The sequence below is a fragment of the Pseudomonas sp. RtIB026 genome, assembly GCF_016861355.2.
Taxonomy (GTDB): domain Bacteria; phylum Pseudomonadota; class Gammaproteobacteria; order Pseudomonadales; family Pseudomonadaceae; genus Aquipseudomonas; species Aquipseudomonas peradeniyensis.
In genome coordinates, this window is record NZ_AP023348.2 from 3,023,466 (window position 1) to 3,043,114 (window position 19,649).

15 protein-coding genes, 1 pseudogene and 1 riboswitch are annotated in these 19,649 nt (G+C 66.4%); of the genes and pseudogenes, 5 read left to right on the forward strand and 11 right to left on the reverse strand.

The window, feature by feature from the left end; translation table 11 throughout:
• Positions 1 to 36: 36 nt before the first annotated feature.
• From PRtIB026_RS13630 to PRtIB026_RS13645, 4 genes are all read right to left on the reverse strand, one after another.
• Positions 37 to 822 carry an ABC transporter ATP-binding protein gene (locus tag PRtIB026_RS13630; protein WP_203647156.1) on the reverse strand — a complete coding sequence of 262 codons (786 nt, stop codon included), beginning with the start codon at positions 820 to 822 and terminating at the stop codon, positions 37 to 39.
• On the reverse strand, positions 819 to 1,835 hold the full coding sequence (locus tag PRtIB026_RS13635; RefSeq protein WP_186711943.1) for a FecCD family ABC transporter permease: 1,017 nt from the start codon (positions 1,833 to 1,835) through the stop codon (positions 819 to 821). Before PRtIB026_RS13635 ends, PRtIB026_RS13630 begins: the two co-directional genes overlap by 4 nt.
• Positions 1,832 to 2,845, reverse strand: coding sequence for an ABC transporter substrate-binding protein (locus PRtIB026_RS13640; protein ID WP_203647155.1), 1,014 nt, complete (start codon positions 2,843 to 2,845; stop codon positions 1,832 to 1,834). Before PRtIB026_RS13640 ends, PRtIB026_RS13635 begins: the two co-directional genes overlap by 4 nt.
• Positions 2,846 to 2,958: 113 nt before the next feature.
• A riboswitch (cobalamin riboswitch) is annotated at positions 2,959 to 3,157 on the reverse strand.
• 27 nt (positions 3,158 to 3,184) lie between these two features.
• Positions 3,185 to 4,354: a DUF1624 domain-containing protein gene (locus tag PRtIB026_RS13645; RefSeq protein ID WP_203647154.1), complete on the reverse strand. Its 1,170-nt coding sequence runs from the start codon at positions 4,352 to 4,354 to the stop codon at positions 3,185 to 3,187.
• Between the two features lie 76 nt (positions 4,355 to 4,430).
• On the opposite strand from PRtIB026_RS13645, the gene PRtIB026_RS13650 reads away from it, so the two are divergent.
• Positions 4,431 to 5,330, forward strand: a complete 900-nt coding sequence (locus PRtIB026_RS13650; RefSeq protein WP_203647153.1) for an MFS transporter — start codon at positions 4,431 to 4,433, stop codon at positions 5,328 to 5,330.
• Between the two features lie 3 nt (positions 5,331 to 5,333).
• Here PRtIB026_RS13650 and PRtIB026_RS13655 read toward each other — a convergent pair whose 3' ends face one another.
• Genes PRtIB026_RS13655 through PRtIB026_RS13670 form a run of 4 tightly spaced genes read right to left on the reverse strand, consistent with a single transcriptional unit; the run spans position 5,334 to position 9,622 of the window.
• Entirely contained in the window at positions 5,334 to 5,591 is a 258-nt protein-coding gene (locus PRtIB026_RS13655; protein WP_186734772.1) for a PAAR domain-containing protein, read from the reverse strand.
• A gap of 47 nt (positions 5,592 to 5,638) precedes the next feature.
• On the reverse strand, positions 5,639 to 5,836 hold the full coding sequence (locus tag PRtIB026_RS13660) for a hypothetical protein (protein WP_267812176.1): 198 nt from the start codon (positions 5,834 to 5,836) through the stop codon (positions 5,639 to 5,641).
• Positions 5,808 to 7,004 carry a DUF6708 domain-containing protein gene (locus PRtIB026_RS13665; protein ID WP_203647150.1) on the reverse strand — a complete coding sequence of 399 codons (1,197 nt, stop codon included), beginning with the start codon at positions 7,002 to 7,004 and terminating at the stop codon, positions 5,808 to 5,810. Before PRtIB026_RS13665 ends, PRtIB026_RS13660 begins: the two co-directional genes overlap by 29 nt.
• On the reverse strand, positions 7,004 to 9,622 hold the full coding sequence (locus PRtIB026_RS13670) for a T6SS effector BTH_I2691 family protein (protein ID WP_267812178.1): 2,619 nt from the start codon (positions 9,620 to 9,622) through the stop codon (positions 7,004 to 7,006). The genes PRtIB026_RS13665 and PRtIB026_RS13670 overlap by 1 nt, the downstream gene beginning before the upstream one ends.
• A 234-nt stretch (positions 9,623 to 9,856) precedes the next feature.
• On the opposite strand from PRtIB026_RS13670, the pseudogene PRtIB026_RS13675 reads away from it, so the two are divergent.
• Positions 9,857 to 10,144: pseudogene (locus tag PRtIB026_RS13675) on the forward strand (DUF1801 domain-containing protein); the annotation flags it as partial.
• 39 nt (positions 10,145 to 10,183) lie between these two features.
• On the opposite strand, the gene PRtIB026_RS13680 reads toward PRtIB026_RS13675, so the two are convergent.
• The 3 genes from PRtIB026_RS13680 to PRtIB026_RS13690 form a co-directional block, all read right to left on the reverse strand.
• Positions 10,184 to 10,816: a LysE family translocator gene (locus tag PRtIB026_RS13680; RefSeq protein WP_203647143.1), complete on the reverse strand. Its 633-nt coding sequence runs from the start codon at positions 10,814 to 10,816 to the stop codon at positions 10,184 to 10,186.
• 242 nt (positions 10,817 to 11,058) lie between these two features.
• The gene (locus tag PRtIB026_RS13685; protein WP_203647140.1) at positions 11,059 to 12,066 is read right to left on the reverse strand and encodes an aldo/keto reductase; all 1,008 of its coding nucleotides are present in this window, start codon (positions 12,064 to 12,066) and stop codon (positions 11,059 to 11,061) included.
• Positions 12,067 to 12,155: 89 nt separating this feature from the next.
• Complete coding sequence (locus PRtIB026_RS13690; RefSeq protein ID WP_203647138.1) at positions 12,156 to 13,688, reverse strand: FAD-dependent oxidoreductase; 1,533 nt, start codon at positions 13,686 to 13,688, stop codon at positions 12,156 to 12,158.
• Positions 13,689 to 13,870: 182 nt separating this feature from the next.
• Here PRtIB026_RS13690 and PRtIB026_RS13695 point away from each other — a divergent pair, with 182 nt between their 5' ends.
• Genes PRtIB026_RS13695 through PRtIB026_RS13705 form a run of 3 tightly spaced genes read left to right on the forward strand, consistent with a single transcriptional unit; the run spans position 13,871 to position 19,560 of the window.
• On the forward strand, positions 13,871 to 15,013 hold the full coding sequence (locus tag PRtIB026_RS13695; RefSeq protein WP_203647136.1) for a MexC family multidrug efflux RND transporter periplasmic adaptor subunit: 1,143 nt from the start codon (positions 13,871 to 13,873) through the stop codon (positions 15,011 to 15,013).
• Positions 15,014 to 15,028: 15 nt separating this feature from the next.
• Positions 15,029 to 18,157, forward strand: a complete 3,129-nt coding sequence (locus tag PRtIB026_RS13700; RefSeq protein WP_203647134.1) for an efflux RND transporter permease subunit — start codon at positions 15,029 to 15,031, stop codon at positions 18,155 to 18,157.
• Positions 18,157 to 19,560, forward strand: a complete 1,404-nt coding sequence (locus PRtIB026_RS13705) for an efflux transporter outer membrane subunit (RefSeq protein ID WP_203647131.1) — start codon at positions 18,157 to 18,159, stop codon at positions 19,558 to 19,560. Before PRtIB026_RS13700 ends, PRtIB026_RS13705 begins: the two co-directional genes overlap by 1 nt.
• The last annotated feature ends 89 nt before the right edge of the window (positions 19,561 to 19,649 follow it).

Genomic DNA, 19,649 nt, shown 5'->3' on the forward strand with positions numbered 1-19,649 from the left:
AGACCTTTATAGGGCTGTAAAGCCCCCCCAGCCGTTTCAGGCACGAAACCGCAGCACCCGCGCCCCATCATACGGATCGACCAGGTAATGAGCCTGAACCCCAAACGTCCCCAATAACCGCTCCGGCGTCAGCACCATTTCAGGCTTCCCCAAGGCCACCAACCGCCCTTGATCCAGGACAGCCAACCGGTCACAGGTCAACGCCTGGTTCAGATCATGCAAGGCCACCAGGGTAGTCACCGGCAACGCCTGCACCTGCCGCAACAGGCTCAACTGATGCTGGATATCAAGATGATTGGTCGGCTCGTCCAGCAGCAGCACCTGCGGCCGCTGGGCCAGGGCCCGGGCGATGTGCACGCGCTGGCGTTCGCCGCCGGACAGCTCGCCCCACAGGCGCCGACGCAGGTGGCCGGCATCGGCGTCAGCCAGCGCCTGCTCGACGATGGCACGGTCGTCCGCGCCGAACGGCGCCAGGGCCGACAGCCACGGCGTGCGGCCGAGGGCCACGGCGTCGTAGACGCTGATGGCGTCCAGGGTGTCGGCCTGCTGTTCGACCAACGCCAGGCTTTGTGCAACCCGGCGACGCGGCATGCGCTCCAGCGCCTCGCCCAGCAAACGCACGCTGCCACTGTTGGGCGTGCGCAGGCCGGCGAGCAGCTTGAGCAGGGTGGACTTGCCCGAGCCGTTGGGGCCGACCACGCCGAGGGTCTCGCCGGGCATAACGCTCAGGTCGATGTCTTGCAGCACTTCGCGGTCGCCCAGGCGCAGGCTTAGGCCCTCGCAGGCAAGCGGGGCGTGGGCGAGGGCGGTCATCACGGTCATGGACGCCCCCGGCGGCTGACCAGGATCAACGCGAACACCGGCGCGCCGATCAAGGCGGTGACCACGCCCACCGGGATCACCTGGCCGGCGATCAGGGTGCGCGAGAGGATGTCGGCGACGATCAGGAACAACGCGCCGCCCAGGGCGCTGGCCGGCAGCAGACGGCTGTGCCCGGGGCCGAGCAGCAGGCGCAGGGCATGGGGGATGACCAGGCCGACGAAGCCGATGGCGCCGACGATCGAGACCATCACCGCGGTCACCAGCGCCGTGCAGCTGATCAGCAACAGTTGCGTGCGTCGCACCGGCACGCCCAGCGAGGCCGCCGAGTCGGCGCCGAAGGTGAAGGCGTCCAGCGCCCGGCGGTGCCACAGGCACACCGCCAGCCCGACCAGGGCCACCGGCAGCGCCAGCCACACCGCCGGCCAGCGCACGCCGCTGAGGTTGCCCAGCAGCCAGAACAGGATGCCCCGGGCCTGTTCGGCGGTAGCAGACTTGGTGATGAGAAAGGCCGTCAACGCGTTGAACAGCTGCGAGCCGGCGATGCCAGCGAGGATCACCTGCGCATTGTCGTGGCGGCTGCCGCTGGCCCGCGACAACACCAGCACCAGGGCGAAGGCGGCCAGCGCGCCGATGAAGGCGCCGGCCGACAGCGACAGCACCGCACCACCTAGGCCGAACAGACCCACCGCCACGGCGCCGGTCGAGGCGCCCGCCGACAGGCCCAGCAGGTACGGCTCGGCCAGCGGATTGCGCAGCAGCGCCTGGAGGATCACCCCGCAGGTCGCCAGCCCCGCGCCGCAGGCGGCGGCCACCAGGGTGCGCGGCAGGCGGTAGTTCCAGACGATGCCGGCGTCGATCGGGTCGAGGGCATGACCGGCCTGCCACAACTGGTTGGCCAGCACCTGCCAGACCACCTCGGCGCTGATCCGCGTCTCGCCGATGGCGATCCCGGCGAGCATGGCCAGGCACAGGGCGAACAGCGCGAAGGCACTGATGGGCAGCAAACGGCTCATGGTTGTGGCGCTTTACCGCTGGCAAAGGCGCTGGACAGCACCTCCAGGCCACGGAACAGGCGGATGCCGGCCTGCATGGCGTCGGCGTCGAGGACGATGATCCGGCCTTGCTTGACCGCGTCCATGTTGCGGGTCACCGGGTCGCTGCGCAGGAACTCGAGCTTTCTCCGGTAGTCGTCGGCGGGGTAGCGGCGGCGGTCCATGCGCGCGACGATCAGCCAGGTGGGGTTGGCCCTGGCCAGGGTCTCCCAGCCCACCGCCGGCCATTCTTCGCTGGACTCGACCACGTTGCGCACGCCAAGGGTCTGCAACATGAAGTCGGCCACGCCCTGGCGACCGGCGACGTAAGGGTCGACCTTGAGGTCGGCGCTGGAGAACCAGAACAGCGCGCTGGTGTGGCTCAGGTCCTGGCCGGCCAGGCGTTGCCGGGCCTGGTCCAGCTGGTCCTTGAGCTCGGCATTGAGGCGTTCGCCACGATCCTGCACGTCGAAGATCTCGGCCAGCTGGCTGACGCTCTTGTAGATGGTGTCGATCCTGAACGGCTGCAGGCGGGTCCCGTCGGCGCCCACCAGGTTGTCCTTGCCTTCGCAATCCGAGGGCAGCAGGTAGGTGGGAATGCCCAGTTCCGTGAACTGTTCGCGGGTGCCGACCGCGCCCTGGGGGCCGACCATCCATTCAAACTGCGCCGTCACCAGCTGCGGGCGCTTGCCGACCACCGCCTCGAAGCCCGGTTCGTTGTCGGCCAGGCGCTCGACCTTGTCGTTCTGCGCCTTGAACTCGGGCAGCACGTTGTTGAACCACAGCGAGGTGCCCGCCAGCCGCTCGCCCAGGCCCAGGGCATAGAGCAGCTCGGTGCCGGCCTGGCCGATGGTCACCGCGCGCTGCGGGGCCTGGGCGAAGGTCTGCGGCAGGCCGCAGTTATCGACGGTCAGCGGGTAGCGGGTGGCGTCGGCGTGGGCCAGGCCCGCCAGTGACAGGCCGGCGAGCAGGATGGCGAGGCGGTACGGCATGGTGGGGCGATCTCCTGTCGGGTGGTGCACGGAATGGCCCACGGACAGGCATCGCCAAGCGTCGTGCGGCAAGCGCGCGACCAAGGGCGGATGACCATCCCGGACACCCCGCCGGTTGGTGAATGCGTGCCGGCAGGTCTCCTGACTGGTGCGTCCTGGCCGGCGCCGGCCTTCCCGGGTCGGCAGACCCAGTGGCATCGATGGCGCAGGCTCGGCACCTACAGTTGCGGGGGCAGTTCCCTTTGGCCCGCCCTCGGCGCGCCCGGGATTCCCTTTTGATTCCGTGTGGAAACCGGCGGGCGGCATGGTAGACCATCGGGCCATCGGCTGAAAACGCTTTTACAGGTACTTGAGCCAGGCGATGTCGCGCCGCCGCGCCTTGAGCCGGGCGAAGCCGCGCACCGGCAGGTACAGGGCGATCGCCAGCAGCACCGCGAGCAGCCACACCGCGCCGATGCCGTCGAAGCCGAAATGGCTGCCCTGGTTCAGGCCGAACAGCGCCACGCAGGCTACATACAGCAGCTTGAGCACATACAGGTGCAGCAGGTAGAAGAACATCGGCGCTGCGCCGAACACCGCCAGCGGGCCGATCCAGCGGGCCTCGCCGGCACGCTCGAACGCGCGTAGCAGCAACAGGCCGACGCCCAGGGTAATGGCCAGGAATAGCAGTGACGGCGGGTACTTGGTGATGTTGAAGAAGCTCATCAGCGTTTGGCCGACGCTGGGGTAGAAGGTCCACGGCGCCTCGCCATAGCCGTTGAAAAGACGCAATACGACGAAGCCGAGCAGCAGCATCACACCGCCGAGCAGCAGGCGGTGTTGGCGCTCGCCGGCATCGCTGGTGCGGCTGAACCAGGGGCCGAGCCCGTAGCCGAGGGCGATCACGCCGATCCACGGCAGCACCGGGTAGGAAGTGCGCAGGCGCAGGCTGTCGGACAGCTCCAGCCAGCCGCGTTCGTGCAGGATCGCCCAGGGTACATGCAGCGCCGAGTGCGGCGCGAAGTGCAGGCCATCGAGCAGGTTGTGGCCGACGACGATCAGCGCGCCCAGGGCCAGCAGCAGCGGGCGTGGCAGCCACACCAGCAGCGACAGGGCGATCATGCTCAGGCCGATGGCCCAGATCACCTGCAGGTAGATCACGCCCGGCGGCAACTGGAAGGTCCAGGCGAAGTTGACCAGGGTGAGCTCCAGCAACACCAGGAACAGGCCGCGCTTGAACAGGAACGCCGCTACATCGCTCCGGCCCTGGTGCTTTTCGCCGTATAGCCAGGCGGACAACCCGGTGAGCAGCACGAACACCGGCGCGCACAGGTGCGCCAGGGTGCGGCTGACGAACAGGCTGGGTTCGGTGGCGTCGATCGCGTCGATGGTCATCGGGTCGCTGACCTGGCGGTGCAGGAAGAAGGTTTCGCGCACGTGGTCCAGCAGCATGAACAGGATCACCAGGCCGCGCAGGGCGTCGATGCTGTGCAGGCGTTGGCTGGGGAGGGCGGTCGGGAGGCTGGTCATCGAGGAGGGTCGCAGGCAGGAATGGCATTCAAATGAAATGTTATTTTATTTCATTTGTTTGTGCCTGGATACAGGCATGCACTGGCGTTCAGCCTGGATCAGCCCTGAATCAGCGGCCCCAGCCGCTCGGCCAGGGCCTGGACCATCGCGCTCACCTTGGGCAGATGCCCGCGGTTGCGGCGCCAGGGGGCTGTTTATCTCCATCCTGCTGCTGTTCGCCGCCTTCAATGCTCTGTCGGCGCTGGCGCCGAACGTCTGGGTACTGGCCCTGGCGCGGTTCCTCGCCGCGCTGGCCCTGCCGGTGTACTGGGGCACCGCCAGCGAAAGCGCCGGGCTGTGCCTGCTGGTGGCGCTGCTGATGTGGGCCTGGCTGCCGCCTCTGCCGAAGGTCCCGGCCCGCGTCGCAGGGGAGCGGCAGACGGTGATTCTCAAGGACCGTCGTTTCATCGCCCATGTGCTGCTTTCGGCGCTGGTGTTCACCGCCATGTTCACTGCCTATACCTACCTGGCCGAGATCCTCGAACAGCTTGCCGCCGTGCCGGCCAACGCGGTCGGTTGGTGGCTGATGGGCTTTGGCCTGGTGGGTATGCTCGGCAACGCCTTGGCCGGACGGATCGTCGATCGCAGCCCGCTGCGGGCCACGCTGCTGCTGTTGGCGATGCTGGCCTTGGGCATGGGCCTGGTCACCCCGGTGATCGGCAACCCGCTGCTGCTGGTGGGCGCCCTGGCACTGTGGGGCATCGCCTACACGGCGCTGTTCCCGGTGTGCCAGGTGCGGGTGATGCGCGCCGGCGCCAAGGCCCAGGCCCTGGCCGGGACCCTCAACGTGTCGGCGGCCAACGCGGGCATCGCCGCCGGTGCCGCGCTGGGGGGCGCGGCGATCCAGGGGCTTGGTCTGGCTGCGTTGGGTTATGTGGCTTGTGGGTTTGCGGTGGTGGTGTTGGTGGCCACGTTGGTACTGCAGAGAAGCGAATGAGGCCTAATCAACCATCCAGCCGATCTCGCCCTCCACCAGGGTTCCGCCATGGCTGGTGGTATCACCTTGGCGTGCAACGGCCCGGCCTTCGATGGCATGGTTCGCCGACCCTGTTTCGATGACGGCCCCACAACTGATCCTGTCGCCTACGCAGGCGACAGCCCTGCCATTGATCAATGTGGCCGTATGGCCTGAAACAACCTCGCCTGCGCCATGCAGGGGGCAGTCATGCTTGTGCCCGACTAGAACGATGGGTTTCATCACGTATGCTCCTTGTTTTCGTTAGGTGTAGGGATTTAAGCCGCGCCTTATTTGGCTTCGCTCAGGGTGATTAGCACTTCGCGGGTATCGGATTGGATGACGGTGGAGCCGCGCACTGTCGGGTTGTCGCAGTCATGGGGATCGTCGCGCCAGCATTGGTCCAGCAGGCAGAGGCGTGGTGCGTTGAGTTCCATCTCGGTCAAGAACAACCTGCTTTTACGGCTGATCAATACTGTCGAGCTCATGGGGCGCATCCTTCTCGATATCGGGAGTTTGACTTTGGCTCTTGGGCCGACGTTTAGAGGCGCGGGGCTTTCTCTCCGGGCGTTTGCCTGGACGTATGGTCCAGAGGTAGGCGTTTTCTCGCAGCCTCTCCTGGATATGGGGTGGGTAATCGTCAACTGTGGTCACTGCCGGGACGGGTTTTCCCGGCAGGCCGGCTTCACGAATGACCCTGGGCCATCGAGGCTTCCAGCACAGCAGGAGACTCAACCAATGGCCTGTTCCGATGATCAGGAAGGCAGGAGAGAGCAGCAGCAGGCCGCATTTGAGGACGCGTGGGGAACTGCGGAAGTAGTGAGTCAGGCCTTCGAACTGAGGCGTGAAGGCTTGCCAGGGCCAGGGAAAGTGCGAGGTGATGTGGGGGCGTGGTAGTCCTTCTGGACCTTCATCCATGAAGCGACGGATAAACTCCCATTCGGCTTGAAGCTCCGCAAAATTGTTGGCGGATTTGCCGACCCAAATCAGTTCAGGACGCAGTGTGCCAGTGAACACGGGCGACCATGTGAGTTCCAGCGGCATACCCATTCCACCTGGTGGAGCATACTTTTTATCAGAGCCGCTAGACGATACGCCGTTCCATGGGAGCGTGACGATCCCTCCGCAGTATGGCGGGCGGTGGAGGTAGACTTGTTGGGTGATGCGGTTGAAACGTATCAACAAGTGGCGTGACGTGAACATTTCAAAACGTGTGAAGCGGAAAACATACTTCAGATAAAACCACAAGATGCAGAGGGTTGTGCTGAGAAAGAAAACTGCTAAATATAGCCTCTCACCATACGGCTCTCCCTGATAATCAGAAGCAAGATCGATTAATATCGTTATCGAATGGAAAGCAATTTCTAATCCGCTGATTATCAGCATTATTATGGTGAGAGATAATATACTGATCAGCCCGCGCTTGTCCTCCCACATGCCGCAGCGCATTTCGAGCACATGCTCGTTGTACACGTAGACTGGGCCACGGCTCTTTGGGGTTTCGCATACTGGTTTTTTTGCGGCTGCAACGTATTCTTCGTCCTCGCTTTCGTACACCCCTCTATTCTTGATTGTTCTGTTCTGCTTTTTAAAGGCTTCGCGTTCTTCTTTGGGGTCAATGGCGGCCAGCCATGCAAGCCATTCAATAAAATACATTATATGACCTCACTCATGGCGCTGAATAAGGCTTCTAGCTCTTCTGCGTCCTTCACGTATCCTTTGTCGGATGGTTTAAGGCGGAAGCAGCATTTACTACACCATTTTTCCAGTGCGTCATCATCGATAATGAGTAAGGTTATAGTGGTGCCGAGTACAATAGCGCCGCCTATCCAGCTTAAGCGACTCAGAAACATCATGGCGGCACGGTTCGCGGCTAGTCGTGCAGAAAGAGTGGAAAGGGTGGCGTATAAGCTGCTTTTCCATGTTTGGTTGGCACTCATTGATAGCCATTGGAAAAACACACTTGCCTGTGAAAATGCTATTCCTCCCTGCCCCAAAAGTAGGGCGGTCGTAGATCCAGCTCGTAGCCAATAAGTCGTTGCCAGCAATGATTTAGATCGAGCGGTGGCTTCTCTCGCGTCTGAAACGTCCCACGTAATACTGACAACGCCCCCCACCGTCGCCAACCCCGCCCCCCACAGCCGATAGCGCCCCAGGCTGATGTCCGCTCCCCGCGCAATCGCGCTGTTCCGCCCGACGCCCAGCAGGGTCTGCTCCGTCCCCACCGCGAGAAGCTCGAACCCCGCCGCCGCACTGGCCAGTCCAGCGGCCACTACCTCGCTCCAGAAGCGCCGGTCCTTGTCATCCCGCTGCCCCTGCAACAGGAGCAGTCCCGCCTCCAGCAGGAGCAGGCCACTGGCCAGCCGAAGCCGATAGAATGAATGAGCGTGAGCGCCCTGCAACGTCTCCACGTAGGCGCGATCAAGGCGTCGGACCATGGGGGCGGCCACCCGTCCTCGCGAGGGGGTGTCACCCTCGAGTGCGTGTTCGCTCAGGCGCAGGTTGATGGCTTGCTCGCCCAGCGAGGCAATGAGGTAAGTGCCCAGGCGCCGGTACAGCAGGCGATCCATGTTGCCGGGGGCGCCGGCCTGCAGGCTCTGGCGCCCCAGTTGACCCAGCCAGGCCAAGGCGCCGGCGGTGTTGAGGGCGCTGTGCTGGGCCAGCTGGTCGAGGTGGCCGTCCACCCGGCTGAACTGCGAGGCGAGTTCCTTGGCGTACTTCAGTGAAGTGTCCACTTGCTGCCAGTGATCGTATTCCGGTGGCAGTGCTTGCAGTGCCTGACGTGTCTGCTCCAGCACCTCGGCAATGGCGCGCTGGTTGAAGACGAAGGAACGCAGGGCCAGGTTGTCGGGCGTCAGCGTGTCGGCATGCCACCACTGGGCGAGCAGCCGCGCCCCGGCTGACACGCCCTCCATGCCGACCACGCTGAGCCCGGTCTGGTGAGCGAAGCACAGGCCGCTGCGCAGGTCGTTCTCGTCGTAGTAGGCCAGGGCCGCGAGCAGTTGCTCAGACTGCAGCCAGGCGAGATGGTCGTCAGCCCGCACGTCGGCCAGGCGCTGCGCTTCGAGGCCGTGGGATTCGAACCAGGCAAGCTGGTCGTGCATGGCCTTGAGGTCGACGTGTGGCAGGTAACGCGCTTCGAACTGCCGGGCGAACTCGCCGTTGTTCGCCCGGGCCTCAAGGTCCTGGCGCCTGAGTGCGCCTGCGGTGTCGAGAATGCCCTCCTTGGCCTGCGCCCACCAGGCGGCCATCTGCGGGTTGGCGCCCTGGTCGGCACCGGCGAGGTGGGCGCGCATGGCCTCTTTGTGACGGTCGACCAGCGCGGCGACCTTGCGCTCACTGAATTGCTGATGCAGTTCGGTGAAGGCCTGGGCGACCAGCACCTTGCGCTCGTTGCTGGGGCCGGGCTTTCCCGCGACCGACTCCGTGGCTTCCAGCCAATCCTTCAGGTACTCCATGCCCGCGTTGCGCCAGGCATTGAGTTGCTGGGTGATGCCAATGGCATCCTCCACCACCACCGCGATACCACGGGCCTCGGGTTTGCCGGCAACCGGGCCCAGCATGTACCGGGCCGCCGTTAGCGAGTGGACGCTGGTTTCACTGAACAGCTGGTTGTCCAGCAGCTTGCGCAATGAGCTGTCGGTTTCCGCAGCGAAATCGGCGACCAGGTCCAGTTGGTCATGGCGCAGCACATAAGGCCTGGGCGTCGGGCAGCCAAGGCCGGTGAAGGCGGCGACATCCACGGCCGGCAGCCTGTCGCGTCGACGCAGCAGTTGCTGCTGGGCCGCTTCGGTCAGCGGGTCGGGGCTGTAGAACAGGCGCAGCTCAGCCAGGTCTTCGAGGTCATGGACATTGAACGCCAAGGCCGTGTTGCGAATCATGTCGCGCAGGGTGTGGGCGTCTGTGGCGTCCGGCTCGGACTGCCCGGGGGCAACCAGCGACAATGAACCGTTCGCCGCAATGCGATAGGGCGGGTGCAGGCTGTGCTGCCCGCTGCGCTTGCGTTTCTCCATGACGTACAGGAAGCCTTGGCGCAGTGGCCGAATGGCATAGTCGGCATGCTGGAGCGTGGCAACGCTGTAGGGATGGCGCAGGTGATCGGGCAGGGTGGGTAAGCGCAGGCGCTGGCCGGTAGTGCCGCCAACGGCCGCATAGCGCAGGGGCAGGATGGTGAAGGTGCGCGTGCAATGGACGGCGGGCCCGCTGGCGAAGGGGGCCTCCAGGGCCTCGCAGGCTTGCCGAGTGATTTCGAGCAATTTGTTGAAGTCGAACATCCGATGTCCTCAGCGAAGCTGTTCATGCAGGTGGGTTTGTACCGAGCCCATGGCTGGCTGTTGCAGCCAGCCACGGGCGACGTTACGCAGACCTGAAACACTAGCGAGGAACGGATTGTGGGTGGTCGACAGTGCTTCCCAAATCCGCGTAGGACGTTTCTCTGATTTTCCCTTTAAGGGCTATTTGGCAGCATTCGCTTACAGTTCTTGGGAGAACCTGCCTGAGGATGCCCCATGCCCGAAGCCCGCGAGCAGATCGACGCCCGCATCGCCAGCCTTGTCGACTGGCGTGGTCCGCGCCTGGCCCGGCTCAGGGCGCTGATCCACCAGGCCGACCCGCAGGTGGTCAAGGAAGTGAAGTGGCGGGGCGTGCCGGTGTGGTCCCATGCCGGCATCCTGTGTACCGGGGAGAGCTACAAGGACAAGCTCAAGTTGACCTTCGCCCAAGGCGCGCGCCTGCACGACCCGGCCGGGCTGCTCAATGCCAGTCTCAAGGGCGACACCGCGCTGGCGTTCAACCTGGGTCAGTCCTGAAAGGCCTTGCGGGGGAGCAGCCGAGCGTCACACCGCCCGGGCGTTGAGCAGGCGCACGCCCAGGCCGATGAACAGCGCGCCGGTGGCGCGCCTGAACCAGGCGGCCAGGGGCGAAGCCTTCAGGCGCAGGCCGAAGCGCCAAGCGGTGAAACAGTAGAAGGAATGCACCAGGCAGACGATCAGCGAGCCGCTCAGGTACATCGCCGCGAACTGGCCGAAGATCGGCCGCCCGGGCTCGAGGAACTGCGGCAGGAAGGCGCAGAAGAACACCAGGGTCTTGGGATTGCTCACCGAGACCAGGAAGGCCTCCACGGCGATCCGCCATTGCGTCTGGGGTGGCGTCGCGACCACCTGGGTCGCCGGGGCGGCGGGGCCTCCTTTACTCAGCAACTGGCGCAGGCCTAGGTAGATCAGGTAGCCGGCGCCGGCCAGTTTTAGCACCAGGAACGCCGTGGGCAGCGAGATCAGCAGGGCGCCCACGCCCATCGCCACGGCGGTGATCGTCAGCAGTTGCGCGGTGAGGTTGCCGAACAGGGTCATGCCCATGCCGGAGGGGCCGTAGCGCAGGGCGTTGCGCACGGTCAGCAGGACGTTGGGGCCGGGGATCAGCGAGGTGAGCAGGTAGGCGAAGGAGAAGGTCAACCAGAGGTGCAGGGCCATGGGAGCGCGTCCTTTGCGCGGGGAAAATCGAACAATGCCAGCAATCGGGGCGGGCCGCCATGGGGGGGCTTGCGGACACATGAACTGTCGATCTGCTGGGGACAGTGTGGGAGCGGCGGTGCGCCGATGCGACGGGCCCCGCGAACACCCGCGAAGCGGGTGCCAGGGATTGCGCAACCTTCATCGCGGAGCAAGCCCGCTCCCACGTTCTATGCTCTACGTCCCAGACCTAGACCTGGGTGTCAGCGTGGCAGGCGCCCGCTGACGAAGTGCGCCACGTCGTTGAACCCAGGCGTCGAGGCATGGCCCGGTGTCACCAGCGAGTCGATGAACGCTTCGTCCTCCGCCGTGATCTTCACCTCCAGCGCGCCGGCATAGGTGTCCCACTGCGCCTCGGTGCGTGGTCCGACGATGGCCGAGCTGACCAGGCGGTTGTTCAGCACCCAGGCGATGGCGAACTCGACGATGCCCACGCCCTTGGCCTCGGTGTAGGCATGGATCTTCTGGGCGATGGCCAGCGACTCCTGGCGCCATTCCACCTCCATGATGCGCTTGTCCTGGCGGCCAGCGCGGCTGCCTTGGTCCGGGGTCGAGCCGGGCGCGTACTTGCCGCTGAGCACGCCGCGGGCCAGCGGGCTGAACGGCACCACGCCCAGGCCATGGTAGGCGGCGGCGGTCAGTTGCTCGGGTTCGGCCTGGCGGTTGACGATGTTGTACAGCGGCTGGCTGACCACAGGCTTGGCCACGCCGAGTTTCTCCGCCAGGTTGCAGATCTCGGCGATGCGCCAGCCACGGAAGTTGGACACGCCCCAGTAGCGGATCTTGCCCTGGGCCAGCAGGTCGCCGATGGCGCGCACGGTCTCTTCCAGGGGGACCGAGTGGTCCTCGCGGTGCAGGTAGTAGATGTCCAGGTAGTCGGTGCCCAGGCGCGTGAGGCTGGCCTCGATGGCATTGAACAGGTGCTTGCGCGACAGGCCGCTGCGGTTCGGCACGCCATCGACCGGGCCGTAGCCGGCCTTGGAGGCGATGATCCAGTCGTGGCGGTTGCGCGCCACCGCCTCGCCGACGATCTCCTCGGAACGGCCGCCGTTGTAGACGTCGGCGGTGTCGACGAAATTGATGCCCTGGTCCCAGGCCTTGTCGATGATGCGCAGCGAGTCTTCGGTGCCGGTCTGCTCACCGAACATCATGCTGCCCAGGGTGAGGGCCGAGACATGCAGGCCGGAGCGGCCGAGGGGGCGGTAGATCATTGCAGATAATCCTTTTCTGACGCCTTGAGAGGGGTTTCCCTCTTTTACACAGTTCCGCCCGGCATTGAAAGCGTGCGGCGGGCGCCGTTTCACTCCGCCCAGGCATCGATCAGGTCACGCGCCTCGCGGCTCGACAGTGGCCGTTTCAGCCGCTGCGACAGCACCGCCATGGCCCGCGCGTGGCCCTTGGCGATCACCGCCTCGACCTGGTCGTCCAGGCACTGCAGGGCGATGAAGTCGCCCTGTTCCGGGGTGCCGACGTACTCGATGCGGTTCCAGCCGCTGGCATGCCCGAGCACTTCGTAGGTGCGCCCGTGCTGGTAGGTCCAGAAGAACGGCACGTCGTCGTAGCGGCGGCGCTCGCCGAGCATGTTGGCGGCGGCGATCACCCCATGCTGCTGGGCCAGGCGCCAGTGCTCGATGCGCACCGGGCGGCCGGCCAGGGGAAAGGTGGCGATATCACCGGCCGCCCACAGGCCGTCGGCGGCCTGCAGGTGGGCGTCCACCGTCAGCGAACGGTCCTCGGCCAGGGGCAGGTTTTGCAGGTAGCCGGTGGCCGGGCTGACGCCGGTGCCGAGCAGCACCAGCGGGGTTTGCAGGCGCTCGCCAGTGGCCAGCAACACGGCCTCGACCCGCTCCCGGCCTTCGAAGCCGCTCACCTCGGTCGGCCCGTGGAATACCACGCCCTTGCGTTCGTGCAGCTCGCGCAGGGTCTGGCCGATGCGCTCGCCCAGCTGCCGGGCCAGCGGGATGGCGTGGCGCGTGACTACATGCACCTGCAAGCCGTACTTGCGCAGGGCACTGGCGGCCTCGAGGCCGATGAACCCATCGCCGACGATCACCACCGGCTGGCCCGGCTCGGCCAGGTCGAGCAGCTGCGCGGCATCCGTGCGCGAGCGCAGCACGCAGATGCCGGGCAACTGCACGCCGGGGAGCTCGGGGCGCCTGGGTTTGCCGCCGGTGGCCAGCAGGGCGGCGTCGTACTTCAGCTTCTGGCCGTCGGCCAGGGTGATCACGCGCTTGCCGGCATCCACGGCGCGCACCTTGCCGTGCAGGCGCTGCAGCTGGCCGCGGCGCAGGGCGTCCGGGGCCAGCAGGGTCGGCACTTCGTCCACCGGCATCTGCCCGGCGATGACGAACTTGCTCAGGGCGGTGCGATCGTAGGCGTTCGGCTGTTCCTGGTCGATCCACAGCAGGCGCCCGGCAAAGCCATGCTCGAGCAGGGTGGCGATGGCGGCCGAGCCGGCGGCGCCGGCGCCCACCACGACGAAGGTGCGGGCGTCACTGTGGCGCGGCGGTGCTGTCTCGGGCAACGGCTGGTCGTCGACCCAGACCTGGCCATCCCTGAGCTCTACGGCATGGCGGCGCAGGCCGGTCAGGGCCGGCGGTTCGCAGACCGCGCCCTCGTCCACGGCGAAGGCGGCCTTGTGCCAGGGGCAGACCAGCAGCCCGCCACAGACCGCGCCCTCTTCCAGGGGCGCGCCCTCATGCGGGCAGTTGGCCTGGTAGGCCTTCACCAATTCGCCCTGGCGCACCAGGACGATGTCCTCGGTGCCGGCCTGGACGCGCAGGGGGCGGTGTTCCTCGAGCTGGTCGAGGCTGGCCACGGCGTGCAGGGTCATGGCGGATCTCCTCAGGCGTTGTGTTTCATTTGACGCCTGCCATGGGCCTGGACTGCGACGACCCGACGATCGGAGGTGGTCATTACAACTTTTCACAAAAACTTCAAATGAGACTAAATTGACTCAAATCGATTGTATGAGTACCATTCGCGCCAAATTTAGTTAACGGCTCGGGTGAGTTCATGAGCAATTTGCGTGCAATAGGAGTGGCCAGCTGGCTGGCAGTGGCAGTAGCCCTGGCTGGCTGCGGGGCGGCCGATGAACAGCAGGTCGGCGCTGAAACGGCGTTTCCGGTGGAAATCGTGACCGTGGCCGCCGAGCCACTGGCCCTGGCCTCGACCTTGCCAGGCCGGGTCGAGCCGATGCGGGTGGCCGAGGTGCGTGCGCGGGTGGCCGGCATCGTCCTGCACAAGCGTTTCGAGGAAGGTGCCGACGTCAAGGTCGGCGATGTGCTGTTCCAGATCGACCCGGCGCCGTTCAAGGCCGCCCTGGCCCGCGCCGAGGCCGACCTGGCCCGGGCCCAGGCCGTGCAGCACGAAGCCCAGGCGCGGGTAAAACGCTATGCGCCGCTGGTGAAGATCGAAGCGGTGAGCCAGCAGGACTTCGACAGCGCCACCGCCGAGCTGCGCAGCGCCCAGGCCGCCGTGCGTTCGGCCCAGGCCGACGTGCAGACCGCGCGCCTGAACCTGGGCTATGCCACGGTCACCGCGCCGATCTCCGGGCGCATCGGTCGCGCCCTGGCCACCGAAGGCGCGTTGGTCGGGCAGGGCGACGCCACGCTGATGGCGCGCATCCAGCAGCTCGATCCGATCTACGTCGACTTCACCCAGTCCGCCGCCGACGCCCTGCGCCTGCGCCAGGCCCTCAAGGACGGCGCCCTGGGTGGTGGCGACGACAAGGCGCTGACCGCCCAGGTGGAAGGCACCGACTACCAGCGCCAGGGCGCGCTGATGTTCACCGACGTGGCGGTCGACCGCGGCACCGGCCAGGTCACCCTGCGCGGGCGCTTCGACAATGCCGACGGCATTCTCCTGCCGGGCATGTATGTGCGCGTGCGCACCCCGCAGGGCACCGACCAGCAGGCCATCCTGGTGCCGCAGCGGGCGGTGCAGCGTGGCAGCGACGGCGAGGCGCGGGTGATGGTGGTCGGCACCGGCAACCTGGCCGAGGCGCGCAGCGTGCGCACCGGCGTGATGCAGGGTTCGCGCTGGCAGATCGTCGAAGGCCTGCGCGGCGGTGACCAGGTCATCGTCGGCAGCCCGGCCGGCCTGGCCCCGGGCATGCCCGTGGTGCCGGCACAGGCGCAGCCGGTCGCGGCGAAATAAGGCGAGGGTAGCGAGATGTCCAAGTTCTTCATCAATCGGCCGAACTTCGCCTGGGTCGTGGCGCTGTTCATTTCCCTGGCCGGCCTGCTGGTGATCCCGGCGTTGCCGGTGGCCCAGTACCCCAGCGTGGCACCGCCACAGATTTCCATCACCGCCAGCTACCCGGGCGCTTCGGCCAAGGTGCTGGTGGAGTCGGTGACCAGCATCATCGAGGAGTCGCTCAACGGCGCCAAGGGCCTGCTGTACTACGAGTCCACCAACAACTCCAACGGCGTCGCCGAGGTGCTGGTGACCTTCGAGCCCGGCACCGAGCCGGACATGGCCCAGGTCGACGTGCAGAACCGCCTGAAGAAGGCTGAGGCACGCATGCCCCAGGCCGTGCTGACCCAGGGCCTGAAGGTGGAGCAGGCCAGTTCCGGCTTCCTGCTGATCTACGCCCTGACCAGCAAGGCCGGCGACCGTGGCGACACCACGGCCCTGGCCGACTACGCCGCGCGCAACATCAACAACGAACTGCTGCGCGTGCCGGGCGTGGGCAAGCTGCAGTTCTTCGCCTCCGAAGCGGCCATGCGGGTCTGGGTCGATCCGCAGAAGCTGGTGGGCTATGGCCTGTCCATCGACGACATCAACAACGCCATCCGTGGCCAGAACGTCCAGGTGCCGGCCGGCAGCTTCGGCAGCACGCCGGGTGCCAGCGAACAGGAGCTGACCGCGACCCTGGCGGTGCAGGGCACCCTCGATACTCCCGAGGCCTTCGCCGGCATCGTCCTGCGCGCCAACCCGGACGGCTCCAGCGTGCGCCTGGGCGATGTCGCGCGCCTGGCCATCGGCAGCGAGAACTACAACCTGTCCTCGCGCCTGGACGGCCACCCGGCCGTGGCCGGCGCGGTGCAGCTGGCGCCCGGTGCCAACGCCATCCAGACCGCGACGCTGGTCAAGGAGCGCCTGGCCGAGCTTGCGCAGTTCTTCCCCGAGGGCGTCGAGTACTCGGTGCCCTACGACACCTCGCGCTTCGTCGACGTGGCCATCGAGAAGGTCATCCACACCCTGATCGAAGCCATGGTGCTGGTGTTCCTGGTGATGTTCCTGTTCCTGCAGAACGTGCGCTATACCCTGATTCCGTCGATCGTGGTGCCGGTGTGCCTGCTGGGCACGCTGATGATCATGAAGCTGCTCGGCTTCTCGGTGAACATGATGACCATGTTCGGCATGGTGCTGGCCATCGGCATCCTGGTGGACGACGCCATCGTGGTGGTGGAGAACGTCGAGCGGCTGATGGCCGAGGAGGGCCTGTCGCCGGTGGACGCGACCATCAAGGCGATGGGGCAGGTGTCCGGGGCGATCATCGGCATCACCCTGGTGCTGGCGGCGGTGTTCCTGCCGCTGGCGTTCATGTCCGGTTCCGTGGGGGTGATCTACCAGCAGTTCTCGGTGTCGCTGGCGGTGTCGATCCTGTTCTCCGGCTTCCTCGCCCTGACCTTCACCCCGGCGCTGTGCGCCACGCTGCTCAAGCCGGTGCCCCATGGCCACCATGAGAAGGGCGGTTTCTTCGGTGCCTTCAACCGCGCCTTCGCCCGCGTGACCGAGCGCTACTCGGTGATGAACAGCGCTCTGGTGGCCCGCGCCGGTCGCTGGATGCTGGCCTACGTCGGCATCCTGGTGGTGCTCGGTTATTCCTACCTGCGTCTGCCGGAAGCCTTCGTGCCTTCGGAGGACCTGGGTTACAGCATTGTCGACGTGCAACTGCCGCCGGGCGCCAGCCGGGTGCGTACCGACCACACCGCCGAGGCGCTGGAGCAATTCCTGATGTCCCGCGAGGCGACGGCCAGCTCGTTCATCGTCAGCGGCTTCAGCTTCTCGGGCCAGGGCGACAATGCCGCGCTGGCGTTCCCGACCTTCAAGGATTGGTCCGTGCGCGGCCCCGAGCAGTCGGCCGAGGCGGAAACCGCCGCCATCAACGCCCAGTTCGCGGCCAATGGCGACGGCACCATCACGGCGGTCATGCCGCCGCCGATCGATGGCCTGGGCAACTCGGGCGGTTTCGCCCTGCGCCTGATGGACCGTGGCGGCCTGGGCCGCGAAGCACTGCTGGCGGCCCGCGACCAGCTGCTGGCCCGTGCCAACGGCAACCCGGTGATCCTCTACGCGATGATGGAAGGCCTGGCCGAGGCACCGCAGCTGCGCGTGCAGATCGACCGCGAGAAGGCCCGCGCCCTGGGCGTGAGCTTCGAAGCCATCAACAGCACCCTGGCTACCGCCTTCGGTTCGGCGGTGATCAACGACTTCAGCAACGCCGGGCGCCAGCAGCGCGTGGTGGTACAGGCCGAACAGGGCGAGCGCATGACCCCGGAAAGCGTGCTGCGCCTGTATGCCCCTAATGCCGCAGGCGAGCAGGTACCGTTCAGTGCCTTCGTCACCACCAAGTGGGAAGAGGGCCCGGTGCAGCTGGTGCGCTACAACGGCTATCCGTCGATTCGCATCGCCGGTGACGCCGCGCCCGGCCACAGCACCGGCCAGGCGATGGCCGAGATGGAGCGCCTGGTCAGCGAGCTGCCGCCTGGCATCGGCTATGCCTGGACGGGCCTGTCGTACCAGGAGAAGGTCTCCAGCGGCCAGGCCACGGCCTTGTTCGCCCTGGCCATCCTGGTGGTGTTCCTGCTGCTGGTGGCGCTGTACGAAAGCTGGGCGATCCCGCTGACGGTGATGCTGATCGTGCCGATCGGCGCCCTGGGCGCGGTGTGGGCGGTGATGCTCACCGGCCTGCCCAACGATGTGTACTTCAAGGTCGGCCTGATCACCATCATTGGTCTTGCGGCGAAGAACGCGATCCTGATCGTCGAGTTCGCCAAGGAGCTGTGGGAGAAGGGCTACAGCCTGAGCGACGCCGCCATTGAAGCCGCGCGCCTGCGCTTCCGCCCGATCGTGATGACCTCCATGGCCTTCATCCTCGGCGTGGTGCCGCTGGCCATCGCCAGCGGCGCCGGCGCGGCCAGCCAGCGCGCCATCGGTACCGGGGTGATCGGCGGCATGCTCAGCGCCACCTTGCTGGGCGTGGTGTTCGTGCCGATCTGTTTCGTATTCGTGCTGAAGCTGCTCAAGCGCAAGCCGGCCCCCGTGCAACACGCTGTCGAGGTGACCAAGTGATGCTCATGCGCAATCTTGCAATTCCGTTCGCGCTGGCCGTCACCTTGGCCGGCTGCTCCCTGGCGCCGACCTACCAGCGTCCCGAGGCGCCGGTGGCGACCGCTTGGGGCGATGCCGCCGGCCATCACGGCAAGGTGGTGGAGCAGTTGGACTGGCAGGCGTTCATCGTCGACCCGTCCCTGCGCCAGCTGGTGGGCACCGCGCTGGACAACAACCGCTCGCTGCGCCAGACCCTGCTGGATATCGAGCAGGCCCGCGCGCAGTACCGTATCCAGCGTGCCGACCGGGTGCCGGGCTTGAATGCCGGGGCTTCGGGCAACCGCCAGCATTTGCCGGCGGACCTGTCGAGCAACGGTCGCGAGGGTGTCAGCAGTACTTACCAGGTGGGCCTGTCGCTGCCCGAATACGAAGTTGACCTGTTTGGTCGGGTGAAGAGCCTGAGTGACGCGGCCCTGGAACAGTACCTGGCCACCGAGGAAGTTGGCCGTGCCGCGCGCATTGCCCTGATCGCCGAAGTGAGCAAGGCCTACCTGACCCTGGACGGCGCCGAGCGGCGCCTGGCGCTGACCCGCCAGACCTTGGCCAGTCGCGAGGATTCGCTGGCCCTGGTCGGCCAGCGGCGTGGCGCCGGCACGGCCACGGCGCTGGATCATCAGGAGGCGCTGGGGCTGGTCGAACAGTCGCGGGCCGAGCTGGAAGGCATCGTGCGCGAGCAGCGCCAGGCCTACAACGCCCTGGTGTTGCTGCTGGGCAGCGCGGACGCGGCCAAGGCGATTCCGGCCGAGCGTGGCGAGGCGCCGCTGGTCCTGCAGGATATCGCTCCGGGCGCGCCGTCGGCGCTGCTCGAGCGCCGCCCGGACATTCTCGCCGCCGAACATCGGCTGCGGGCACGTAACGCCGATATCGGCGCGGCGCGGGCGGCGTTCTTCCCGCGGATCAGCCTGACCGGCAACTTCGGTACTTCCAGTGCACAGATGTCCGGGCTGTTCGACGGTGGTTCGCGCAGCTGGAGCTTCATGCCGCAGCTGTCGCTGCCGCTGTTCGATGCCGGGCGCAACAAGGCCGGCCTGAGCCTGGCCGAGGCGCGCAAGGATTCGGCGGTGGCGGCCTATGAGGGCACGATCCAGACCGCCTTCCGCGAAGTCGCCGACGCCCTGGCCGCCACCGACACCCTGCGCCGCGAGGAAGCGGCGCGCCGGGCCCTGGCCGATACCAGCCGGGCGACCGTGGCGCTGGCCAAGGCGCGCTACGAGGGCGGCGTGGACAGCCACCTGCGCTACCTGGATGCGCAGCGTAACGGCTATGTCAACGAAGCGGCCTTCATCGAGGCCAGCACCCAGCGCCAGCTGGCGTTGGTCGATCTGTTCCGTGCCCTGGGCGGTGGTTGGCCGGACGAGGGCTGAAAGACTCCTTTGGTTGGGGATTCCAACCGCTCGGCCCCGGGGGATCTTTGCCCGGGGCTTTTTTATTTGGGCTTACACAATCTGTGTAG